The following is a 16,871-nucleotide window of genomic DNA, read 5'->3' as shown; positions in this document are numbered from 1 at the left end:
ATTATTTCATCCTTTGACTTATCTTTGTTTTCGTACGGGTTATTCAATATTTATATTCAAAGTATAGTATGTTGAAAGCAGAACTGCTTGGCTGCCAGACCTTAGTATAAAAAAACGGCATTTGTATTTTATCCAAGAAAATAGAGAACTCATCAGTAACAGTTTCAATAAAATTAATATATTGATTCATTTATATTTTATTTCAGTTATTTATATGAATATTTTTTATTACTCCTCCAACAATATTTCATTCTTAGGATGGACTAGGCTTCTTTAGTCTGATCAATTACAATCAGCCACTTATCATTTTCCATTGTCGGGCTGAACACTTTGAATAACGAGTCTTCACAACTTCAGCGTGGCTTAAAGAACCGTCATATTCAGTTGATCGCCATGGGCGGTGCAATTGGCACAGGCTTATTCTTAGGTTCCGCACAGGTGATCCAATCTGCGGGTCCTTCTATTATTTTAGGCTATGCCATTGGGGGCCTGATTGCATTTTTAATCATGCGTCAATTGGGTGAGATGATTGTTCATGAACCTGTCGCAGGTTCATTCAGCCATTTTGCTTATAAATACTGGGGGAAATTTCCCGGTTTCCTTGCGGGTTGGAACTACTGGATTTTGTATATCCTGGTAGCCATGACCGAACTTACCGCAGTTGCGAAATATATCAACTACTGGTGGCCGCATATTCCAGCCTGGGCATCGGTACTGTTTTTCTTTATCGTGATTACACTGGTCAACCTCGGCAATGTGAAATTCTACGGTGAATCAGAATTCTGGCTTTCCATCATTAAAGTGACTGCGGTCATCTCGATGATTGTCTTCGGCCTGTATCTGATCCTGACTGCTGATGCTTCTTCAGGCGCATCTTTTAGCAATCTTTGGACCGCGGGCGGTTTCTTCCCGAATGGTTTTGAAGGTCTATTCTACATGCTGGCCTTCCTGATGTTTGCCTTCGGTGGTATTGAACTGATCGGCATGGCGGCTGCAGAAGCTGAAAATCCGGAAAAAACCATTCCGAAAGCCATTAATCAGGTGGTTTTCCGTATTCTGATTTTCTATGTCGGTGCTTTGACGATTCTGTTGTCACTCGTGCCTTGGAATCAGCTTGAACTTGGTGGTCTGGACAAAAGTCCGTTCGTGATGATTTTCAGCCAGCTTGGCATTGACTGGGCAGCACACTTACTGAACTTTATTATCCTGACAGCAGCATTGTCTGTGTATAACAGTGGCATGTACGCCAACAGCCGTATGCTCTATGGTCTGGCTCAGCAAGGAAATGCACCTAAAGTCTTCATGAAAGTGAATAAACAAGGTACGCCAATTCCTGCTGTATTGTTCTCTGCCGTGCTGATTTTCGGCTGTGTGCTACTCAACTACTTCGTGCCTGAAGATGCCTTAAGCCATCTGATTTACATCGTAGTCGGTGCATTGGTATTGAACTGGGCCATGATTACCCTGACCCATCTTAAGTTTATTCAGAGCATGAAAAAGCTGGGACAGAAGACTTCTTTCCCTGCGCTATGGTCTCCGGCGGGCAATATTCTGGTTCTTGGTTTTATTCTTACGATTCTTTACATCATGTGGACGCAAGGATTCCAGGAATCTATTTTGATGATCCCGCTTTGGATTGTGGTCATGTTCGGTCTGTTTAAGTTACTTAAGCCTAAAAATACCTAGACAACTCCTGTAGCTATGAGTCCTTAAAAGTTATTGCTTCGGCAATAACTTTTTTTTGTATTTTTTACAGTACAATAGCCTTCTTTTCGCGCCCTTAGCTTAACTGGATAGAGCAGTTGCCTCCTAAGCGACCGACGTGGGTTCGAGTCCCGCAGGGCGCACCACCCTTTCAAAATGTGATCTATACTTCAAAAAATTAGCGTTAATCTTCATATTTTTAGAATATTTTTTATACAAAAAATCATTTTTTCTCCATTATTTTATTTCTTTTACTTTCAAATACTTATTTTAAAATACAGCTATTTTTTGGTGCAAAAACTCTATTTTGGTGCTTTTTTAGACTAATTAGTTTTTTCTAGAGCATTTACTCTTATTTTAATTGTGCTATTTTTGTCACATGGAGTAACAAATGATTGCGGATAAATACCCGAAATCTCCAAGAATTTAATAAGTGCAAACAACAACGCTAGATATAAATTTGTACCTCAAGGAAAGACGTAAATGAAATTAAAAACATTAACTACTGCAATGATTCTTGCAACTGTACCTATGACAGGCGCATTTGCAGCAGCACTAGATCGTTCAGGCCAATCTATTGCAGCCTTCCTACAACCTGGTAACTATTTTGAAGCAGGTATTTCTGTTTTAGATCCATCTGTATCTGGTAAAGCGAATGCAGGTTATACACCTAACGCTGCTATTCCTGCAGCTTTAGCTGGTCTTGAGAATACCTCTCTATCAGACATGGGCGAAGATTATTACTTCCCAAGTGCAGCATTAAAGTTTCAAGTAGCTGATAAATTATCAGTGGGTCTTTTATACGATCAACCTTTTGGTGCTGATGCAGCCTATTCAGTTGGTGATGCTGGAGCAAACCCAGCATTAGCAGGCTTGGGGCTTCCAGCTGCATTATTTGCTGGACAGGGCTTATTACATGATGGCCAAGAAGCAACTGAAGTAGAAGTTACAACCGAAAATTTAACGTTCCTATTAGGTTTCCAACCAACTGAAAACTGGAATCTATATGGTGGTGCAGTATACCAGACCGTTAAAGGGAATGTTCAATTACGTGGTACCGCATACGGTTCTACTATTGCATTAGGCCAATATAATGCAGATATGAAAGAAGATTCTGCAGTAGGCTGGATTGCAGGTTTAGCTTACCAAATTCCTGAAATCGCATTAAAAGCATCTTTAACGTATCGCTCTGAAATTGATCACGAAGCAGCAACGAATGAATATGGTACAAGCTTAGTTTTAACTGGTTTAGTTCCTGGACCAGGTGCGGTATATAACGAAAACACTACTACCAAAATTACAACTCCACAATCTGTAAACCTTGATTTCCAAACTGGTATCATGGCTGACACAGTCGCTTTTGCTAATGTGCGCTGGGTAAACTGGGAAGATTTTTCAATTCGTCCTGAACAGTTTGGTACAGTTTCAGAAGCTTTAGGTGCCGCAGGCTTAACCCCAGATAATCCAAATGGTTTTGACTTAGTGGGTTATACAGATGATCAATGGTCAGCTACTGTAGGTGTAGGCCGTAAATTTAATGAAAAATGGGCAGGTAATGTCTCTGTAGGTTGGGATTCAGGTGCAGGCAACCCTGTTTCAACTTTAGGTCCAACTGAAGGTTACTGGAACGTTGGCCTAGGTCTACAATTCTCACCTGCTGCAAACTACTTTATCGCTGGTGGTGTGAAGTACTTCTGGTTAGGTGATGCTAAAGCTCAACCTGCATCAATGTTTGGTACAGGAAACTCTGTGGCACAATTTGAAGATAACCATGCTTTAGGTTATGGCTTAAAAATGGGCTATCGCTTCTAATTCCTGTTAGTTAATAAAAACCACCTTCGGGTGGTTTTTATTGTCTCATTTATATTTTTATACACCCGTATACTATTCGATGCTTTTATCACCAATCAAATTTTGCCTAAATTTTGTTTTTAATATATTTTGATAAAAATTATTATTTGTTTATTTTCATTAAGTTAATCAAAAAAATATAGTATAAATACTCTAAGCAACCCTTTTATTTAACTGCCTTAGTTCATTTCTTCAACAGAGCTGAGTATTTACTCTTTTTAAAATTATGTTACTTTTCCTGCACATTTTTGTTACAGATGGCATCAGGGAACGTACCATGAAGCTCAATAAAATTTATTCTGCTATTTTACTTAGCACTTTACCTCTTTCTGTAGTTCAAGCAGCTGGCTTGGATCGTTCTGGCCAGTCTATTTCTGCTTTTTTACAGCCGGGTAACTATGCGGAAGCAGGTATTTCTGTTTTAGATCCAGAAGTTCAAGGTAAAGACAATGCCGGCAATAAAGTCAGCGATATGGCTGAAGATTACTACTTCCCTACTGCTGCTATAAAAATTCAGGCAACTGATAAAATATCTCTGGGTTTACTTTATGACCAGCCATTTGGAGCTGACTCTCAATATGCGCCTGAATCTAATGCTTTTGCTACAGTAAATACCAATACTGGTGTATTGGAAGGCACTTCTGTTGAAGTAAAAACCAATAGCATTACAGCACTTATAGGGTATCAGCCAAATGAGAACTGGAATGTTTATGCCGGACCTGTCTATCAAAGCGTAAAGGCGAAAGTCTCCCTACGTGGTACAGCTTATAGAGGCCCGCAAGTTCTTGGCGGTTATGATATTGACCTTAAAGAAAGTGAAGCTTACGGTTGGTTAGCTGGTTTTGCATATTCTATTCCTGAAATTGCCTTAAAAGCTGCTGTGACTTATCGCTCTGAAATTAAACATGAATTAGATACCACAGAAACCTTCGGTTTTGGTACAGATGGGGCTTTATATATTCCTGGATTAACTGGCACATTATTAGGTAAACCAGTAATTCCAACTTACCATAAAGCGGAAATTACTACACCACAATCAGTCAACATTGACTTACAGTCAGGCATTGCAAAAAATACCTTAGCCTTTGCTAATATTCGCTGGGTACATTGGGATCAGTTTGCAGTAAAACCTGCTTATTTATCTCAGCTAACTGGCGCACTCACCGGAAAACAGCAGAATCTTGTCGATTATTCAGATGATCAATGGTCTGCAAATGTGGGTTTAGGCCGTAAATTTAATAATAAATGGTCAGGTTCAGCTTCTGTAGGGTATGACTCAGGAGCGGGCAACCCTGTAACAACCCTAGGTCCAACTGAAGGCTACTGGAATGTAGGTTTAGGCGGTCAATACAGTCCAGCTGAAAATTACTTTATCCAAGCTGGTGTCAAATACTTCTGGCTAGGTGATGCAACTGCACAAACTGGTGGAAATCCAGTTGGAGAATTTGAAGACAATTATGCAATGGGTTATGGTTTAAAAATCGGTTATCGCTTCTAATAAATCGATCTCATAAAGAAAGGGCGCTTATAGCGCCCTTTCTTTTATTCCAATGTACTTAAAAGATTAAGCCGGAATATCACGTACTGAAGCATTACGAATCGCTTCTTTTAACGCATCATAACCACGAATTGGCGGGAATTGCGGGAATTCAGCAATCACATTTTCAGGCGCATCAAATAGGAAACCATGATCTGCTTCACCTAGCATCGTGGTATCATTATAAGAATCTCCTGCTGCAATCACACGGAAGTTCAAGCCATGTAATGCTTTTACGGCTTTACGTTTTTGGTCCGGCTGACGAAGTTTGTACGCTGCAATCATGCCATTTTCATCAGTTTCTAATTTATGACAAAAAATAGTTGGCCAATCCAGTTGCTTCATGAGTGGATGTGCAAATTCATAGAAAGTATCTGAAAGAATAATTAATTGAAAATGCGTACTCACCCATTTCACAAATTCTTTTGCACCCGGGAAAGGGCCCATTTCTGCAATCACATCCTGAATATCGTTCAAGCCTAAATCATGCTGTTTTAAAATATTCAGACGTTGGGTCATCAGTACATCATAGTCAGGAATGTCACGAGTCGTCGCTTCAAGCTCTTTAATACCGGTTTTTTTGGCAAAGTTAATCCAGATTTCTGGAACCAACACGCCTTCTAAATCTAGACATACGACTTCCATGAACATTCCCTCTGAGTTGTATTGAAAAAATTTTGCACTATCATAGCTGAAGAAACAGATTTTGCATTGTACTTTTTTAAATCTATTTTTTCATAAGTATTTATTTTTTAGTGATAAGTCAATTAAATCAATTCTATTAAAATAGATGTGAAATTAACTAATATAGGCCATGTCCTTTCCAAGCCTATATCGCCAGGACTCTCATGACCATCATTCCTACTATTGATCGTATTGATGCGCTTGCATCTGAATATGCTGATAAATCGCCCAATGAAATTTTGGCACTTGCACTGAGCCAGCAAGGTGAAATTGCGATTTCATTTTCTGGTGCTGAAGATGTTGTATTGATTGATATGGCCTCTCATCTGGGTAAACCATTCCGGGTATTCAGTCTGGATACTGGACGTTTACATGCAGAGACCTATCAGTTTATTGAGCGGGTGCGTAAGCATTATAATATCGAGATTGAAATCTGCTTCCCCGAAACTGCAGACGTGCAAAATCTAGTGACGACAAAAGGTTTATTCAGTTTCTTTGAAGATGGCCATCAGGAATGTTGCGGTATACGCAAGGTTCAACCGCTACGTAAAAAACTGGCCACGCTGGACGGCTGGATTACCGGTCAGCGCAAAGACCAAAGTCCGGGTACACGCAATGAAATTCCTGTGGTTCAGGCCGATCCAGGTTTTTCCGGTCCGGGAAAGCAGTTGATCAAGTACAATCCTCTAGCCAACTGGTCCAGCGCGGATGTCTGGAGTTATATCCGTATGATGGAAGTCCCTTATAATGCCTTGCATGAAAAAGGTTTTGTTTCAATTGGCTGTGAACCTTGTACTCGCCCTGTGCTGCCAAATCAGCATGAACGCGAAGGCCGCTGGTGGTGGGAAGAAGCCACTCATAAAGAATGTGGCTTACATGCTGGCAATCTAAAAAAATAAAGTTAAGTTTTATCGCTCCTATTGATTGAAAGGCTATTTTTTTAATAAAGATAGTCTTTTTTAATTGATAATTTTACATTTAGTGATGTGGTTCCGTTAATTAGACCACTCAATCTAGTTTTATAAGTGATAAATCCGCTCTAAATATTTAAATTATGCTGCCATTACTTTTAGTAAATGTTGATCATAAAATTCATTTGGTGTTGCCTTATTCAAACTTGAATGAGGACGTATCATGTTATAAAAATCCAAATATTCAGCAATTGATAGTTTCGCTTGTTTAACCGTATCGTAAGCCTTCAAATAGACTTCCTCATGCTTCACGCTGCGCCATAAACGCTCAATCATTACATTATCCATCCATCGTCCTTTCCCATCCATACTGATACGGATATTTCGCAATTTTAACTCATTCAAAAATGCCTCGCTTGTGAATTGACTGCCTTGGTCTGTATTAAACACCTCTGGACAACCATATTTCACAATTGCTTCTTGCAACGCATCTATGCAAAAGTCTGTTTCCATACTGATCGATACTCGATGAGCCAGTACTTTACGACTATGCCAATCTATAATTGCACACAGATAGACAAAGCCTTTAGCCATAGGAATGTACGTGATATCTGTACACCAGACTTGATTAGAGTGATCGATGACCATGTTTTTCAACAGATATGGGAAAATACGGTGTGCAAGATTAGGCTTACTGGTATTGGGTTTTGGATACAAGGCATGTATTCCCATCAAGCGCATTAAACGTCGGACTTTACGCCGACCTATTTGATGTCCTTGACGCTGTAGCATATCTCGTATCATTCGACTGCCCATAAATGGGTAGTCGAGATGAATTTCATCGATTAGACGCATCCAACTCAAATCAGTTGATGAAATCTCTTTGGGCTTGTAATACAACGTGCTGCGATTGATTTGAATCAATTGCGATTGTTGTCGTACCGAAAGTTGATGGGTCTTATCGATCATTTTTTGCCGCTCAGTTGCCCTGTTTTTCTGAGTGCACCTTCTAAAAAATCAATTTGCAATGCCTGATGTCCTATCTTGGCATGTAAAGCTTTAAGATCAATCTCTGGTTCTTGTTGTGCTGTTGGTCGTGAAAAAATATTGATCGATTGCTCAAGCAGTTGATTTTTCCAATCAATGATTTGATTTTGATGTAAATCGAATTGAGTAGAAAGCTCAGCGAGTGTGTGGTCGCCTTTAATTGCTGCGAGAGCAACTTTAGCTTTGAAATCTGCTGAGTGATTACGACGTTTTCTTCGTGTCATGGTTGACTCCAGAAACAAGCATTTCCCATGCTTATTGGGGAGTAGATTATCACTTATAGACGTGGTCTAAAATCATAGATCCACATCATAGTGACAAGATAGAAATTACCTTTTATCGGGATAATATTATTTTAATTAAAGAATTGATAAAATTTTAGCTCATTGATTTATTTGCATAAAATGTGAAATTAAACACAATGCTATTTCTCTAATAACACATAATTATTAAGTTACACTCCACTTCGCCTAGAAAATACTATTTTTAGAAATCTATTTTAAAACTAAAATTTTCACATTTCATAAACTTAGGAAGATATTTTGTTCTTGTCAATAGCCACTTTTTCACAGTTGAGGCAAGATAAAGCAGTTCATTTATATGCTAAAAAAGATATACTTTAAAAACTAAAGTAATAATTCTAACAAGGCTTTTTAGCAAAAAAGCCATAGAGAGTGCAGTGAGGCAATCCACGCTATGCGTCCATTACATCCAATTGATTTTATTTTCTTAACTTTAGAGAAACGGCAGCAGCCTATGCATGTAGGTGGACTATTTTTATTCCAAATTCCCGACAATGCGCCAGCTTCCTTTATTCAGGATCTAGTCACGGATATCCAAAATTCGAAATGCTCTCCAATCCCACCTTTTAACAATTATTTAAACGGCCTGTTTTGGGATGAAGACCAAGAATTTGATTTAGATCATCATTTTCGTCATATTGCCCTGCCAAAACCGGGCCGTATCCGTGAATTGCTAACCTATATTTCTCAAGAACATAGTGCCCTGATTGATCGTGCCAAACCTTTATGGACCTGTCATATTATTGAAGGCATTGAAGGAAACCGTTTTGCCATGTATTTCAAAATTCACCATGCTATGGTGGATGGAATCGCTGGCATGCGTCTGGTAGAAAAGTCGCTTTCACATGATCCAAATGCCAAGAGTATTGTACCGCCATGGTGTGTGGAAGGCCCACGTGCCAAACGCCTTAAAGCACCTAAAGTGAACAGGTTTAAAAATGTCCTGCAGACCATTAAGGGGCAACTGGAATGTGCGCCACGAGTTGCTTATGAACTGTCGCAAACCGTCATGAAAGATATGGGACGCAATCCGGATTATGTATCCAGCTTTCAGGCGCCAAGCAGTATTCTGAATCAACGCGTCAGTGCTTCACGTCGCTTTGCAGCCCAGTCTTTCGAATTTTCACGTTTACGTCATATTTCTAAGGCATTGGGCGTGACCATTAATGATATCGTACTGGCCATTTGTTCAGGTGCATTACGTGAATATTTATTATCGCAAAATGCCTTACCGAAAAAACCGTTAATTGCCATGGTTCCAGCTTCGGTTCGCAGTGATGACTCGGATGTATCCAACCGTATTACCATGATTCTGGCCAATTTGGGCACACATAAAGAAGATCCGCTGGAACGTCTCAAGATCGTACGCCGCAGTGTACTGAGTGCCAAAGAACGCTTCAAACGTATGAATGCCAATCAAATCTTGAACTATAGTGCTTTTGTCTATGGTGCAGCGGGTCTGAACATTGCCTCCGGTTTAATGCCGACACGTCAGGCGTTTAACGTGATTATTTCCAATGTACCTGGACCACAAGAGCCCCTTTACTGGAATGGTGCACGTCTTGAAGCACTTTATCCGGCTTCTATCGTACTGGATGGTCAGGCTCTAAATATCACCATGACCAGCTATCTAGACAAACTGGAAGTCGGCTTGACCGCATGTCGTAATGCCCTGCCGAAAATGCAGAACTTGCTAACACATCTGGAAGAAGAAATTCAACGTTTTGAACTTATTGTAGATGGCGAACCTGTCCCAAAGTTACGGGCGGTAAGCTAGCCGCGGATAAGTAAATAAGATAGATGGACTGCCAAAGGTGCTGATCATTTTTGCCAGTCCTTGAACACAGAATAAAGGGACCGATCCGGTCCCTTTGCTTTATTTTTTGAAATCTTTTTAAATTATTTTCTCTGTACACGACAAATTTCAGGTGGTGTTTTAAAAAGTATGCTGACATTAAATGAAGCCATTATTGATGTAAAAGAAGGTTAAGTCGAAGGCTTTAAAATGGTTTTCAAGCTTTTTGGAGAAATTACAACTTCTTCTAAAACCACGCCTTATTCGATGCCTTATTTTGCAATTATTACCTTCAATTCCTACAGTAAAAAACTTACCAATACTTTGCTTGCAGTTTTTAAAAGCAGTGATGAAACTGTCCCAATGATCACTTGCAATTCGGGTGTAGTGAATACCTAATTGTTTAAGCTTTGTCTTCAACCTTTGGACTGTAGCTAAATCTCTCTTACCCCAAACATAAGCAACAATCTCACCTGTTTCTCGATGGTAGGCGTAAATAAGCCATTGTTTATTATTTTTATTTCCAACAAAAGTCCAGAATTCATCTACTTCGAGAGATTCATAATGACTTTGTTTAGGCTGAATTTGATAGGCCGATTCAGTTAAAGTCCGTAAGACTTTACCGATACTAATGCGCTCAACTTCAGCGATATCTCGTATACCGCTGCCTCTGACCATTAACTGTAATATTTTACGAGTAATGCCAGAATTACATCCTAGATAGCTCAGAGCATGGTCACCAATAAACTGACGTTTGCAGTCTTTGCATTGGTAGTTTTGTTTCCCATCTACTTTGATGCCATTTTTCTTTATACTGTCACTGAGGCAGGTTGGACATTTGATTTCTAGAGTTATTTGCATTTCTCTATTTTATCAAAATTCAACCTGCTTTTTTTTAGCATACTTTTTGATACACCACCAAATTTCATAGGATCCTTGTCCTATCAGGCTTTTTCTTTCTTAAAATTGCTAGCACTTTCTTAAATTCTTCTTTTTTTTCCAAAACCAATCAAACGTAGAATAACCATTTGAACATAGTCCAAACCGTAGCGAAATAAACTTACTGAAAGTCGTCCATGCTTCTTTATTTTTATCGCTTTTTTCCGATCATGTTGCCATTCACCTGTTAAATAGCACCAACAGAAACCGATAGCTAGCACTGCTATCAATTTCTTGACTCGTCTAGGGTCTGTTAAACGAGTATTTTCAAGATTGAATCCACGTCCTTTGAGACAACTAAATAACGTTTCGATTTCCCAGCGTAATGCATAATCACGAATAGCAGAAGCATTAAACATAGGAGAAACAACAAGTAAAAGTTCTCCATCTTCTAATCGTAGCGCACTAATATACAGTTTCACTCGACCAACCCAAATACGTCGTTTACGACATTCAGTTTGACCAACTTGAAGATGACGAAATAAATCACTAATTTTATGATTCTTGGCTAAGTGATTGGTCACAATAAAGTTTTTTTAACACGTATACAGAAGTTAATGTCATTTTCAATTAACCATGTAAACCATTTCTCACCGATAAATTCTCTGTCTGCAAACACATTCACAATACGATCTTTACCAAAAATGGAGATAAAGCGTTGAATCAAAGCAATACGCTCTTTTGTATCTGAATTTCCACGTTTATTGAGCAATGTCCAAACAATAGGTATCGCTATTCCACGATAGACGATGGCTAACATCAAGATATTGATATCTCGTTTTCCCCATTTCCAATTAGTTCTATCCAAAGTTAATTGGACTTTATCGAATGAAAATATATTGAAAATTAACTGAGAAATTTGACGATAATCGAAATACTGATCTGCAAAGAAGCGTTGTATACGTCGATAAAATGATTGTGGTAAGCACTTGATGGGTAAGGCTTTAGATGCAGAAGAAAGATTACATGTCTGTTTTACAATTACTGCAAGCATAATCAGTGTAAAACATTTTGCATGTGACTTGTTCCACTTTAGATATTTGTTTAAGATGAGATGTAACTCATTGAAATGTGTCATCATATTCGTCGTCAGAAAACAAGTATTATGCCATTATTTCAATGAGTTATCTTTTTTTGTCGTGTACAAAGAATTATTTTAGAACTTTTGGAAGACTTCTCGATTTAAACATCTATCCAAATCATTTTTTGATAAGTTAGAAACAATACACAAATACAATCAGCTTTTAATGGTACGGCACTGTTGTAATAATTGATGACAGACGTTACGGATCATGGTTGCGGTAATCTGAACTTCATTACCGCGCTCATCGACGATATATCCCGCATGTACAGTCTTTGGTTCTAATACGTGTTTTAGGCCTTTATGGATTACTGCTTTACTCATACTCATCACACACTCCTTTTGCTAAGCCTGAAACTGGGAGAAACGGCTTTGGCTAATTCATGCATCTAGTATTGTAAATAAAGGCCCGATTGTAAAATTTCAGATGTAACAAGTGTTTAACGATATTCTGTTACAATTTCAGCTGAGAATGATATCGTATTGCTCTTGCGTATACAGATTTTCCACCTGGAACTTAATCACGCGATTAATGAAATGTTCTAGATCAGCGACTGCAGGCGCTTCTGCTGTTAATAAACGATCAATAACAGCCGGATGCGCAACGACAGTAAAGCCACTCTGTGACTCATAAGCACGAGCATAACGCAGAATCTCCCTGAATATTTCGTAACATACTGACTCGGCTGTTTTGACATAACCGCGTCCTTGACAGGTCGGACAAGACTCGCACAGCAGATGTTCCAGCGACTCACGGGTGCGTTTCCGGGTCATTTCCACCAAGCCCAGTTCTGATACCTGAGTAATCTTGGTCTTGGCGTGGTCACGTTCTAACATGCGCTCAAACTGTTTCATCACTTCTTCACGATGCTGCGCTTCCTGCATATCAATGAAGTCGATGATAATAATGCCGCCGAGATTACGCAGCCGTAACTGACGCGCGATAACATCCGTCGCTTCCATATTGGTTTTAAAAACCGTATCTTCCAGCGAACGTCCACCAACATAAGAACCGGTATTGACATCAATTGTGGCCATGGCTTCCGTCTGGTCAATCATCAGATAACCGCCAGACTTCAATGCGACTCGAGTTTGCAATGCCTTTTGCAGGTCTTCTTCGACATTATACAAGTCAAAAATTGGCCGCTCGCCCGGATAATGCAGCAAACGGTCTTTCATATTCGGGACAAATTCTTCGACAAATTCCTGCAGCTTGGCATGAATTTCACGTGAATCCACGTAAATTTTAGCAGTTTCTTCATTGGCCAGATCACGAATCACCCGTTGCGGCAAAGGCAATTCTTCAAAGATCAAAGACGGTACTGCAATAATCTTTTGCTTGCGCTGGATATATTCCCAAAGCTTGGCCAGATAAGCCATATCCTGTGCAATGGCTTCTTCTTCAATCCCTTCTGCCGCAGTACGTACAATCACTGAACCTGGCAGCTTATGTTCTGCCTGAATCCGCTCAATGATCGAACGCAAGCGATTGCGCTCTTCCTCGGATTCAATCCGTTGCGATACACCGATATGATTGCCATATGGCATCAGCACCAAATAACGCGAAGGAATAGAGAGATCGGTAGACAGGCGTGCGCCTTTGGTACCGAGCATATCCTTCATCACCTGAACCGTGAGGACTTGTCCCGGTTGAAGTAGCTCAAAGACATTCGGCGTCGGTTGATTGCGGGACCAGACCATATCATTGATATGCAAAAACGCAGTGCGAGAGAGTCCGATATCCACGAAAGCAGCCTGCATGCCGGGTAAGACCCGCACCACTTTTCCTTTATAGACATTCCCTACCAGACCACGCTTGGCCGTACGCTCGACAAACAGTTCATTGACCGTGCCGTTTTCAATTAACGCAACCCGACATTCCATCGGCGTGACGTTAATCAACAACTCGTCAGACATAACTACACTCAAAACATTATAAGAATTCTTTTCAGCAGTTAATTTAGTGCCTTAACCGTCTGTAATAACTGTACTGTTTCATATAAGGGCAAGCCAACCACATTGGAATAACTGCCCTGTATTTTTGGAATATAACGTGCTGCAATTCCTTGAATTGCATAAGCCCCTGCTTTACCCAAGGGCTCACCTGTGGCCCAGTAACTTTCCATATCTGCAGCGCTCAGGATTTGAAATTCGACCTGTGTGCGTACCACTATACTGTATTTTTCATGCTTTGTACGAACACAGACACCGCTATAGACATCATGCCATCGACCGGAGATTTTTGTCCACATTTCAATCGCATGTTGTTTGGATTCAGGCTTACCCAGAATCTCCTGATCCACCCCCAGACTGGTATCCGCAGCAATGATGATGGCATCTGGATAATACTCAGCCACGGCATCTGCTTTGGCTCGTGCCAGACGTTCAACATAGGCTGCGACCGACTCGCCTGCTTGTACCGATTCGTCAATTTCTGGGCTGTAAATATCGAAGCTCAGCCCGAGTTGCTGTAACAACTCGCGGCGCCGGGGTGAGCTCGAAGCAAGAATTATACGCGCCATTTTTTGAGCACATAATAAATAGCAGGCCAAACCAGAATACTGGTCAGCATCGGAATCCAGTGCCTTGCATAAGAAAATTGCACGCCAGCCACAATCTGGGAAAAAAAGATCATTAGCAGATGCGCGACAATCGCCAGCCCCATAATCACCCAGAGATTATTAAAGGTCAGGATACGGCGCTCACGGGTTAGAAAGCGGGCTAAAAAGGCAATAATGATAAAGCTCAGCGCATTCAGACCCAAAGGTGCATCCAGCAGTAGATCAATAAAAATACCGGTACCAAAGGCAAACCAGATCCCACACCAGGTCGGCTGGCACAGCACCCAGAAAAGCATGATCATCAGCATAAACAGCGGACGCCAGCCCGAGAGATTATAGGAAAGTGGATAGACCATTAAAATAGAAGCCACAATCACCGAAATGACGATGGCCATTAAAGGATCACGATGCTTTCTGGATTTCATCTTAGCGATTGACATGCGGTTGCTCCATCGCTAATGAATCGGAAAATAACACCACCACATGATGTCCACCAGCCAGTTGGGCTGCAGGCGTGACATCAATCTGGGCAAATTCACCGGAATTATGCCGTTGTACTTTAGACACCTGCCCTACCAGATAACCTGCCGGGAAATGTTGTCCCAAGCCCGAACTATAGACTTTTTCACCAACCTTGATGTTAGCACTGGTCGGTACATATTCCATTTTTAAACGCCCCAGATCACCCGTACCCGAGACAATGGCACGCATACCGGTATGTTCCAGGCGCACTGACAGTGAATGTTCCTTATCAGACAACAGCATGACCCGGCTACTATGCGGATAGACATTGATAATCTGCCCCATGATACCCTTGTCATCCAGTACCGTTTGCCCGACTTTCAGCTCGTTATTCGAACCCCGGTTGATCACGATAATATGCCGTAATGGATCGGCATCGGTGCCAATCACCTCGGCAATTTCAATACGTCCATCAATGATCAGTGGCGTGTCCAATAGACCGCGCAAACGGGTATTTTCAGCAGAAAGTTCAGAGATTTTTTGTAAGCGTACCTGTGCCTGTAACAGCTCGGCCTGCATCGCGGTATTTTCCCGACGCAATTGAGCTTCAGACTTGGTTTGTTGATTCAACCACTCTCGCGACAATACCGGATAGCTGGCCACCGCATAAATAGGATTATAAGCAGCGTACAGGACATCCCTTGCAGGTTGAACAACATGCGGCATGCGCCAATCAAAGAAAAGCACCACCAGGCATGTTACCAATGCAATGATAAAAGAGCGAAAAGATGGCGGTTGTCGAGAAAACAAATGTGCTTGCACCCGCCGGATCCTTTTCTTAGCCTACGAATAACATGTCATGATTTGGGTTGTCGAAAAATTCGAGTACCTTGCCGCCACCACGTGTCACGCATGATAGTGGATCTTCTGCCACCACCACCGGCAGGCCAGTTTCTTTGGCAAGCAGCTTGTCCAGGTTACGTAGCAATGCACCACCACCAGTTAACACGATACCGCGTTCAGCGATGTCCGAAGAAAGCTCAGGAGGTGTGTGTTCTAGCGCAGATTTCACAGCAGACACGATGTTTTGCAATGGATCAGAAATCGCTTGGGTGACTTCGTCAGAATTAACCACGATTGCGCGAGGCACACCTTCTGCGAGGTTACGGCCACGAACTTCAATTTCAAGCGGTTTAGCACCTTCATCTGGCAACGCCATACCCACTTCTTTTTTGATCACTTCAGCAGTGGTTTCGCCGATCACACAGCCATGCGCTTTACGCACATAGTTAATGATCTGCTCATCAAAGACATCACCGCCAATACGTAAAGAATCGGCATAAACACAACCCTGCAGCGAGATAATCGCAATTTCAGTAGTACCACCGCCCACATCAACCACCATCGAACCACAAGCCTGCTCGACTGGCATCCCTGCACCAATCGCTGCTGCCATTGGCTCTTCGATTAAACGTACATCACGTGCGCCCGCATTAAACACGGCTTCACGAATGGCACGGCGCTCAACCAGAGTCGATTTACATGGCACGCAAACCACCACACGCGGTGCCGGAGTGAATAAACGGTTTTCATGTACTTTGCGAATAAACTGATTCAGCATGGTCTCAGTGACTTCAAAATCCGCAATCACACCATCTTTCATCGGACGGATCGCTGAGATATTGGCTGGGGTACGACCTAGCATTTGCTTCGCTTCAAGACCGACTGCCGCAACAATTTTATGTGAACCACTATGACGGATGGCTACAACCGTTGGTTCATTTAATATAATGCCTCGTCCTGGCGCATAAATAAGTGTATTTGCTGTACCTAAATCAATGGCAAGATCGGGCGAAAACAAGCCTATTAGTCGTTTTAGAATCACGGGGACGTTCTCAGTTAAACTTTATATGGACGCAAGGTCGCCACTTTAACTAAATGTGATGATTTGGACAAGTCAATCGCTTATCATAACGCATGATAATTTGAATTTTTTT

The 16,871-nt window shown here is 41.1% G+C and carries 14 protein-coding genes, 1 tRNA gene and 1 pseudogene; 6 read left to right on the top strand and 10 right to left on the bottom strand.

The genetic code is table 11. The features are described from left to right. Positions 1-330 precede the first annotated feature (330 nt). From HGD77_RS04305 to HGD77_RS04290, 4 genes are all read left to right on the top strand, one after another. A complete protein-coding gene (locus HGD77_RS04305; RefSeq protein ID WP_035342426.1) occupies positions 331-1,686 on the top strand; it encodes an amino acid permease in 1,356 nt (451 codons plus the stop codon). An 88-nt stretch (positions 1,687-1,774) separates the two neighbouring features. Further along, a tRNA-Arg gene (locus tag HGD77_RS04300) sits at positions 1,775-1,850 on the top strand. 337 nt (positions 1,851-2,187) lie between these two features. Continuing rightward, the gene (locus tag HGD77_RS04295) at positions 2,188-3,516 is read left to right on the top strand and encodes an OmpP1/FadL family transporter (protein WP_138743401.1); all 1,329 of its coding nucleotides are present in this window, start codon (positions 2,188-2,190) and stop codon (positions 3,514-3,516) included. A 316-nt stretch (positions 3,517-3,832) separates the two neighbouring features. Next, positions 3,833-5,053 (top strand): OmpP1/FadL family transporter, encoded by a 1,221-nt coding sequence (locus tag HGD77_RS04290; RefSeq protein WP_138743400.1) that lies wholly within the window; start codon positions 3,833-3,835, stop codon positions 5,051-5,053. A 66-nt stretch (positions 5,054-5,119) separates the two neighbouring features. On the opposite strand, the gene thrH is transcribed toward HGD77_RS04290, so the two are convergent. Continuing rightward, on the bottom strand, positions 5,120-5,737 hold the full coding sequence (gene thrH / locus HGD77_RS04285; protein ID WP_138743399.1) for a bifunctional phosphoserine phosphatase/homoserine phosphotransferase ThrH: 618 nt from the start codon (positions 5,735-5,737) through the stop codon (positions 5,120-5,122). Between the two features lie 203 nt (positions 5,738-5,940). On the opposite strand from thrH, the gene HGD77_RS04280 reads away from it, so the two are divergent. Beyond that, a complete protein-coding gene (locus HGD77_RS04280) occupies positions 5,941-6,675 on the top strand; it encodes a phosphoadenylyl-sulfate reductase (protein ID WP_004646224.1) in 735 nt (244 codons plus the stop codon). 153 nt (positions 6,676-6,828) lie between these two features. Here HGD77_RS04280 and HGD77_RS04275 read toward each other — a convergent pair. Continuing rightward, positions 6,829-7,958, bottom strand: a protein-coding gene (locus HGD77_RS04275; RefSeq protein ID WP_089041187.1) for an IS3 family transposase whose coding sequence is annotated in 2 segments (ribosomal slippage) — positions 6,829-7,706 and positions 7,706-7,958 — 1,131 coding nt in all. Because the reading frame shifts where the segments join, the coding sequence is not laid out codon by codon here. A gap of 472 nt (positions 7,959-8,430) precedes the next feature. Between HGD77_RS04275 and HGD77_RS04270 the strand changes: the two genes are divergently transcribed. Beyond that, a complete protein-coding gene (locus HGD77_RS04270; protein WP_114541186.1) occupies positions 8,431-9,813 on the top strand; it encodes a WS/DGAT/MGAT family O-acyltransferase in 1,383 nt (460 codons plus the stop codon). Between the two features lie 177 nt (positions 9,814-9,990). Here the strand turns inward: HGD77_RS04270 and HGD77_RS04265 are convergent, their stop codons facing one another. The 8 genes and pseudogenes from HGD77_RS04265 to HGD77_RS04230 form a co-directional block, all read right to left on the bottom strand. After that, positions 9,991-10,692 (bottom strand): IS1 family transposase, encoded by a 702-nt coding sequence (locus tag HGD77_RS04265; protein ID WP_004282344.1) that lies wholly within the window; start codon positions 10,690-10,692, stop codon positions 9,991-9,993. Positions 10,693-10,756: 64 nt separating this feature from the next. Beyond that, positions 10,757-11,848, bottom strand: a pseudogene (locus HGD77_RS04260) (IS4-like element ISAba33 family transposase). Positions 11,849-12,007: 159 nt separating this feature from the next. After that, complete coding sequence (locus HGD77_RS04255; RefSeq protein WP_005262425.1) at positions 12,008-12,181, bottom strand: PA1571 family protein; 174 nt, start codon at positions 12,179-12,181, stop codon at positions 12,008-12,010. 132 nt (positions 12,182-12,313) lie between these two features. Next, complete coding sequence (gene rng, locus HGD77_RS04250; protein ID WP_138743027.1) at positions 12,314-13,768, bottom strand: ribonuclease G; 1,455 nt, start codon at positions 13,766-13,768, stop codon at positions 12,314-12,316. A 38-nt stretch (positions 13,769-13,806) separates the two neighbouring features. Beyond that, entirely contained in the window at positions 13,807-14,373 is a 567-nt protein-coding gene (locus HGD77_RS04245; protein WP_085064472.1) for a Maf-like protein, read from the bottom strand. Further along, on the bottom strand, positions 14,361-14,852 hold the full coding sequence (gene mreD / locus HGD77_RS04240; RefSeq protein ID WP_004279364.1) for a rod shape-determining protein MreD: 492 nt from the start codon (positions 14,850-14,852) through the stop codon (positions 14,361-14,363). The genes HGD77_RS04245 and mreD overlap by 13 nt, the downstream gene beginning before the upstream one ends. Next, positions 14,839-15,696: a rod shape-determining protein MreC gene (mreC, locus tag HGD77_RS04235; RefSeq protein ID WP_004279362.1), complete on the bottom strand. Its 858-nt coding sequence runs from the start codon at positions 15,694-15,696 to the stop codon at positions 14,839-14,841. Before mreC ends, mreD begins: the two co-directional genes overlap by 14 nt. A gap of 16 nt (positions 15,697-15,712) precedes the next feature. Next, on the bottom strand, positions 15,713-16,759 hold the full coding sequence (locus tag HGD77_RS04230) for a rod shape-determining protein (protein ID WP_004279360.1): 1,047 nt from the start codon (positions 16,757-16,759) through the stop codon (positions 15,713-15,715). Positions 16,760-16,871: the final 112 nt, after the last annotated feature.

Origin of the sequence: Acinetobacter sp. NEB149 (assembly GCF_012516415.1) — a bacterium.
GTDB classification, from domain to species: Bacteria; Pseudomonadota; Gammaproteobacteria; order Pseudomonadales; family Moraxellaceae; genus Acinetobacter; species Acinetobacter lwoffii_V.
Note: the sequence above shows the minus strand (reverse complement) of the source record. Positions and strands in the feature narration are given on the sequence as shown.

Bases quoted from the DNA above. Each gene is read 5' to 3' on its own strand.
- HGD77_RS04290 (WP_138743400.1), top strand. From the start codon at position 3,833: ATGAAGCTCAATAAAATTTATTCTGCTATTTTACTTAGCACTTTACCT.
- HGD77_RS04280 (WP_004646224.1), top strand. From the start codon at position 5,941: ATGACCATCATTCCTACTATTGATCGTATTGATGCGCTTGCATCTGAA.
- HGD77_RS04295 (WP_138743401.1), top strand. From the start codon at position 2,188: ATGAAATTAAAAACATTAACTACTGCAATGATTCTTGCAACTGTACCT.
- mreD (WP_004279364.1), bottom strand. From the start codon at position 14,852: ATGTCAATCGCTAAGATGAAATCCAGAAAGCATCGTGATCCTTTAATG.
- HGD77_RS04265 (WP_004282344.1), bottom strand. From the start codon at position 10,692: ATGCAAATAACTCTAGAAATCAAATGTCCAACCTGCCTCAGTGACAGT.
- thrH (WP_138743399.1), bottom strand. From the start codon at position 5,737: ATGGAAGTCGTATGTCTAGATTTAGAAGGCGTGTTGGTTCCAGAAATC.
- rng (WP_138743027.1), bottom strand. From the start codon at position 13,768: ATGTCTGACGAGTTGTTGATTAACGTCACGCCGATGGAATGTCGGGTT.
- HGD77_RS04255 (WP_005262425.1), bottom strand. From the start codon at position 12,181: ATGAGTATGAGTAAAGCAGTAATCCATAAAGGCCTAAAACACGTATTA.
- HGD77_RS04245 (WP_085064472.1), bottom strand. From the start codon at position 14,373: ATGGCGCGTATAATTCTTGCTTCGAGCTCACCCCGGCGCCGCGAGTTG.
- HGD77_RS04270 (WP_114541186.1), top strand. From the start codon at position 8,431: ATGCGTCCATTACATCCAATTGATTTTATTTTCTTAACTTTAGAGAAA.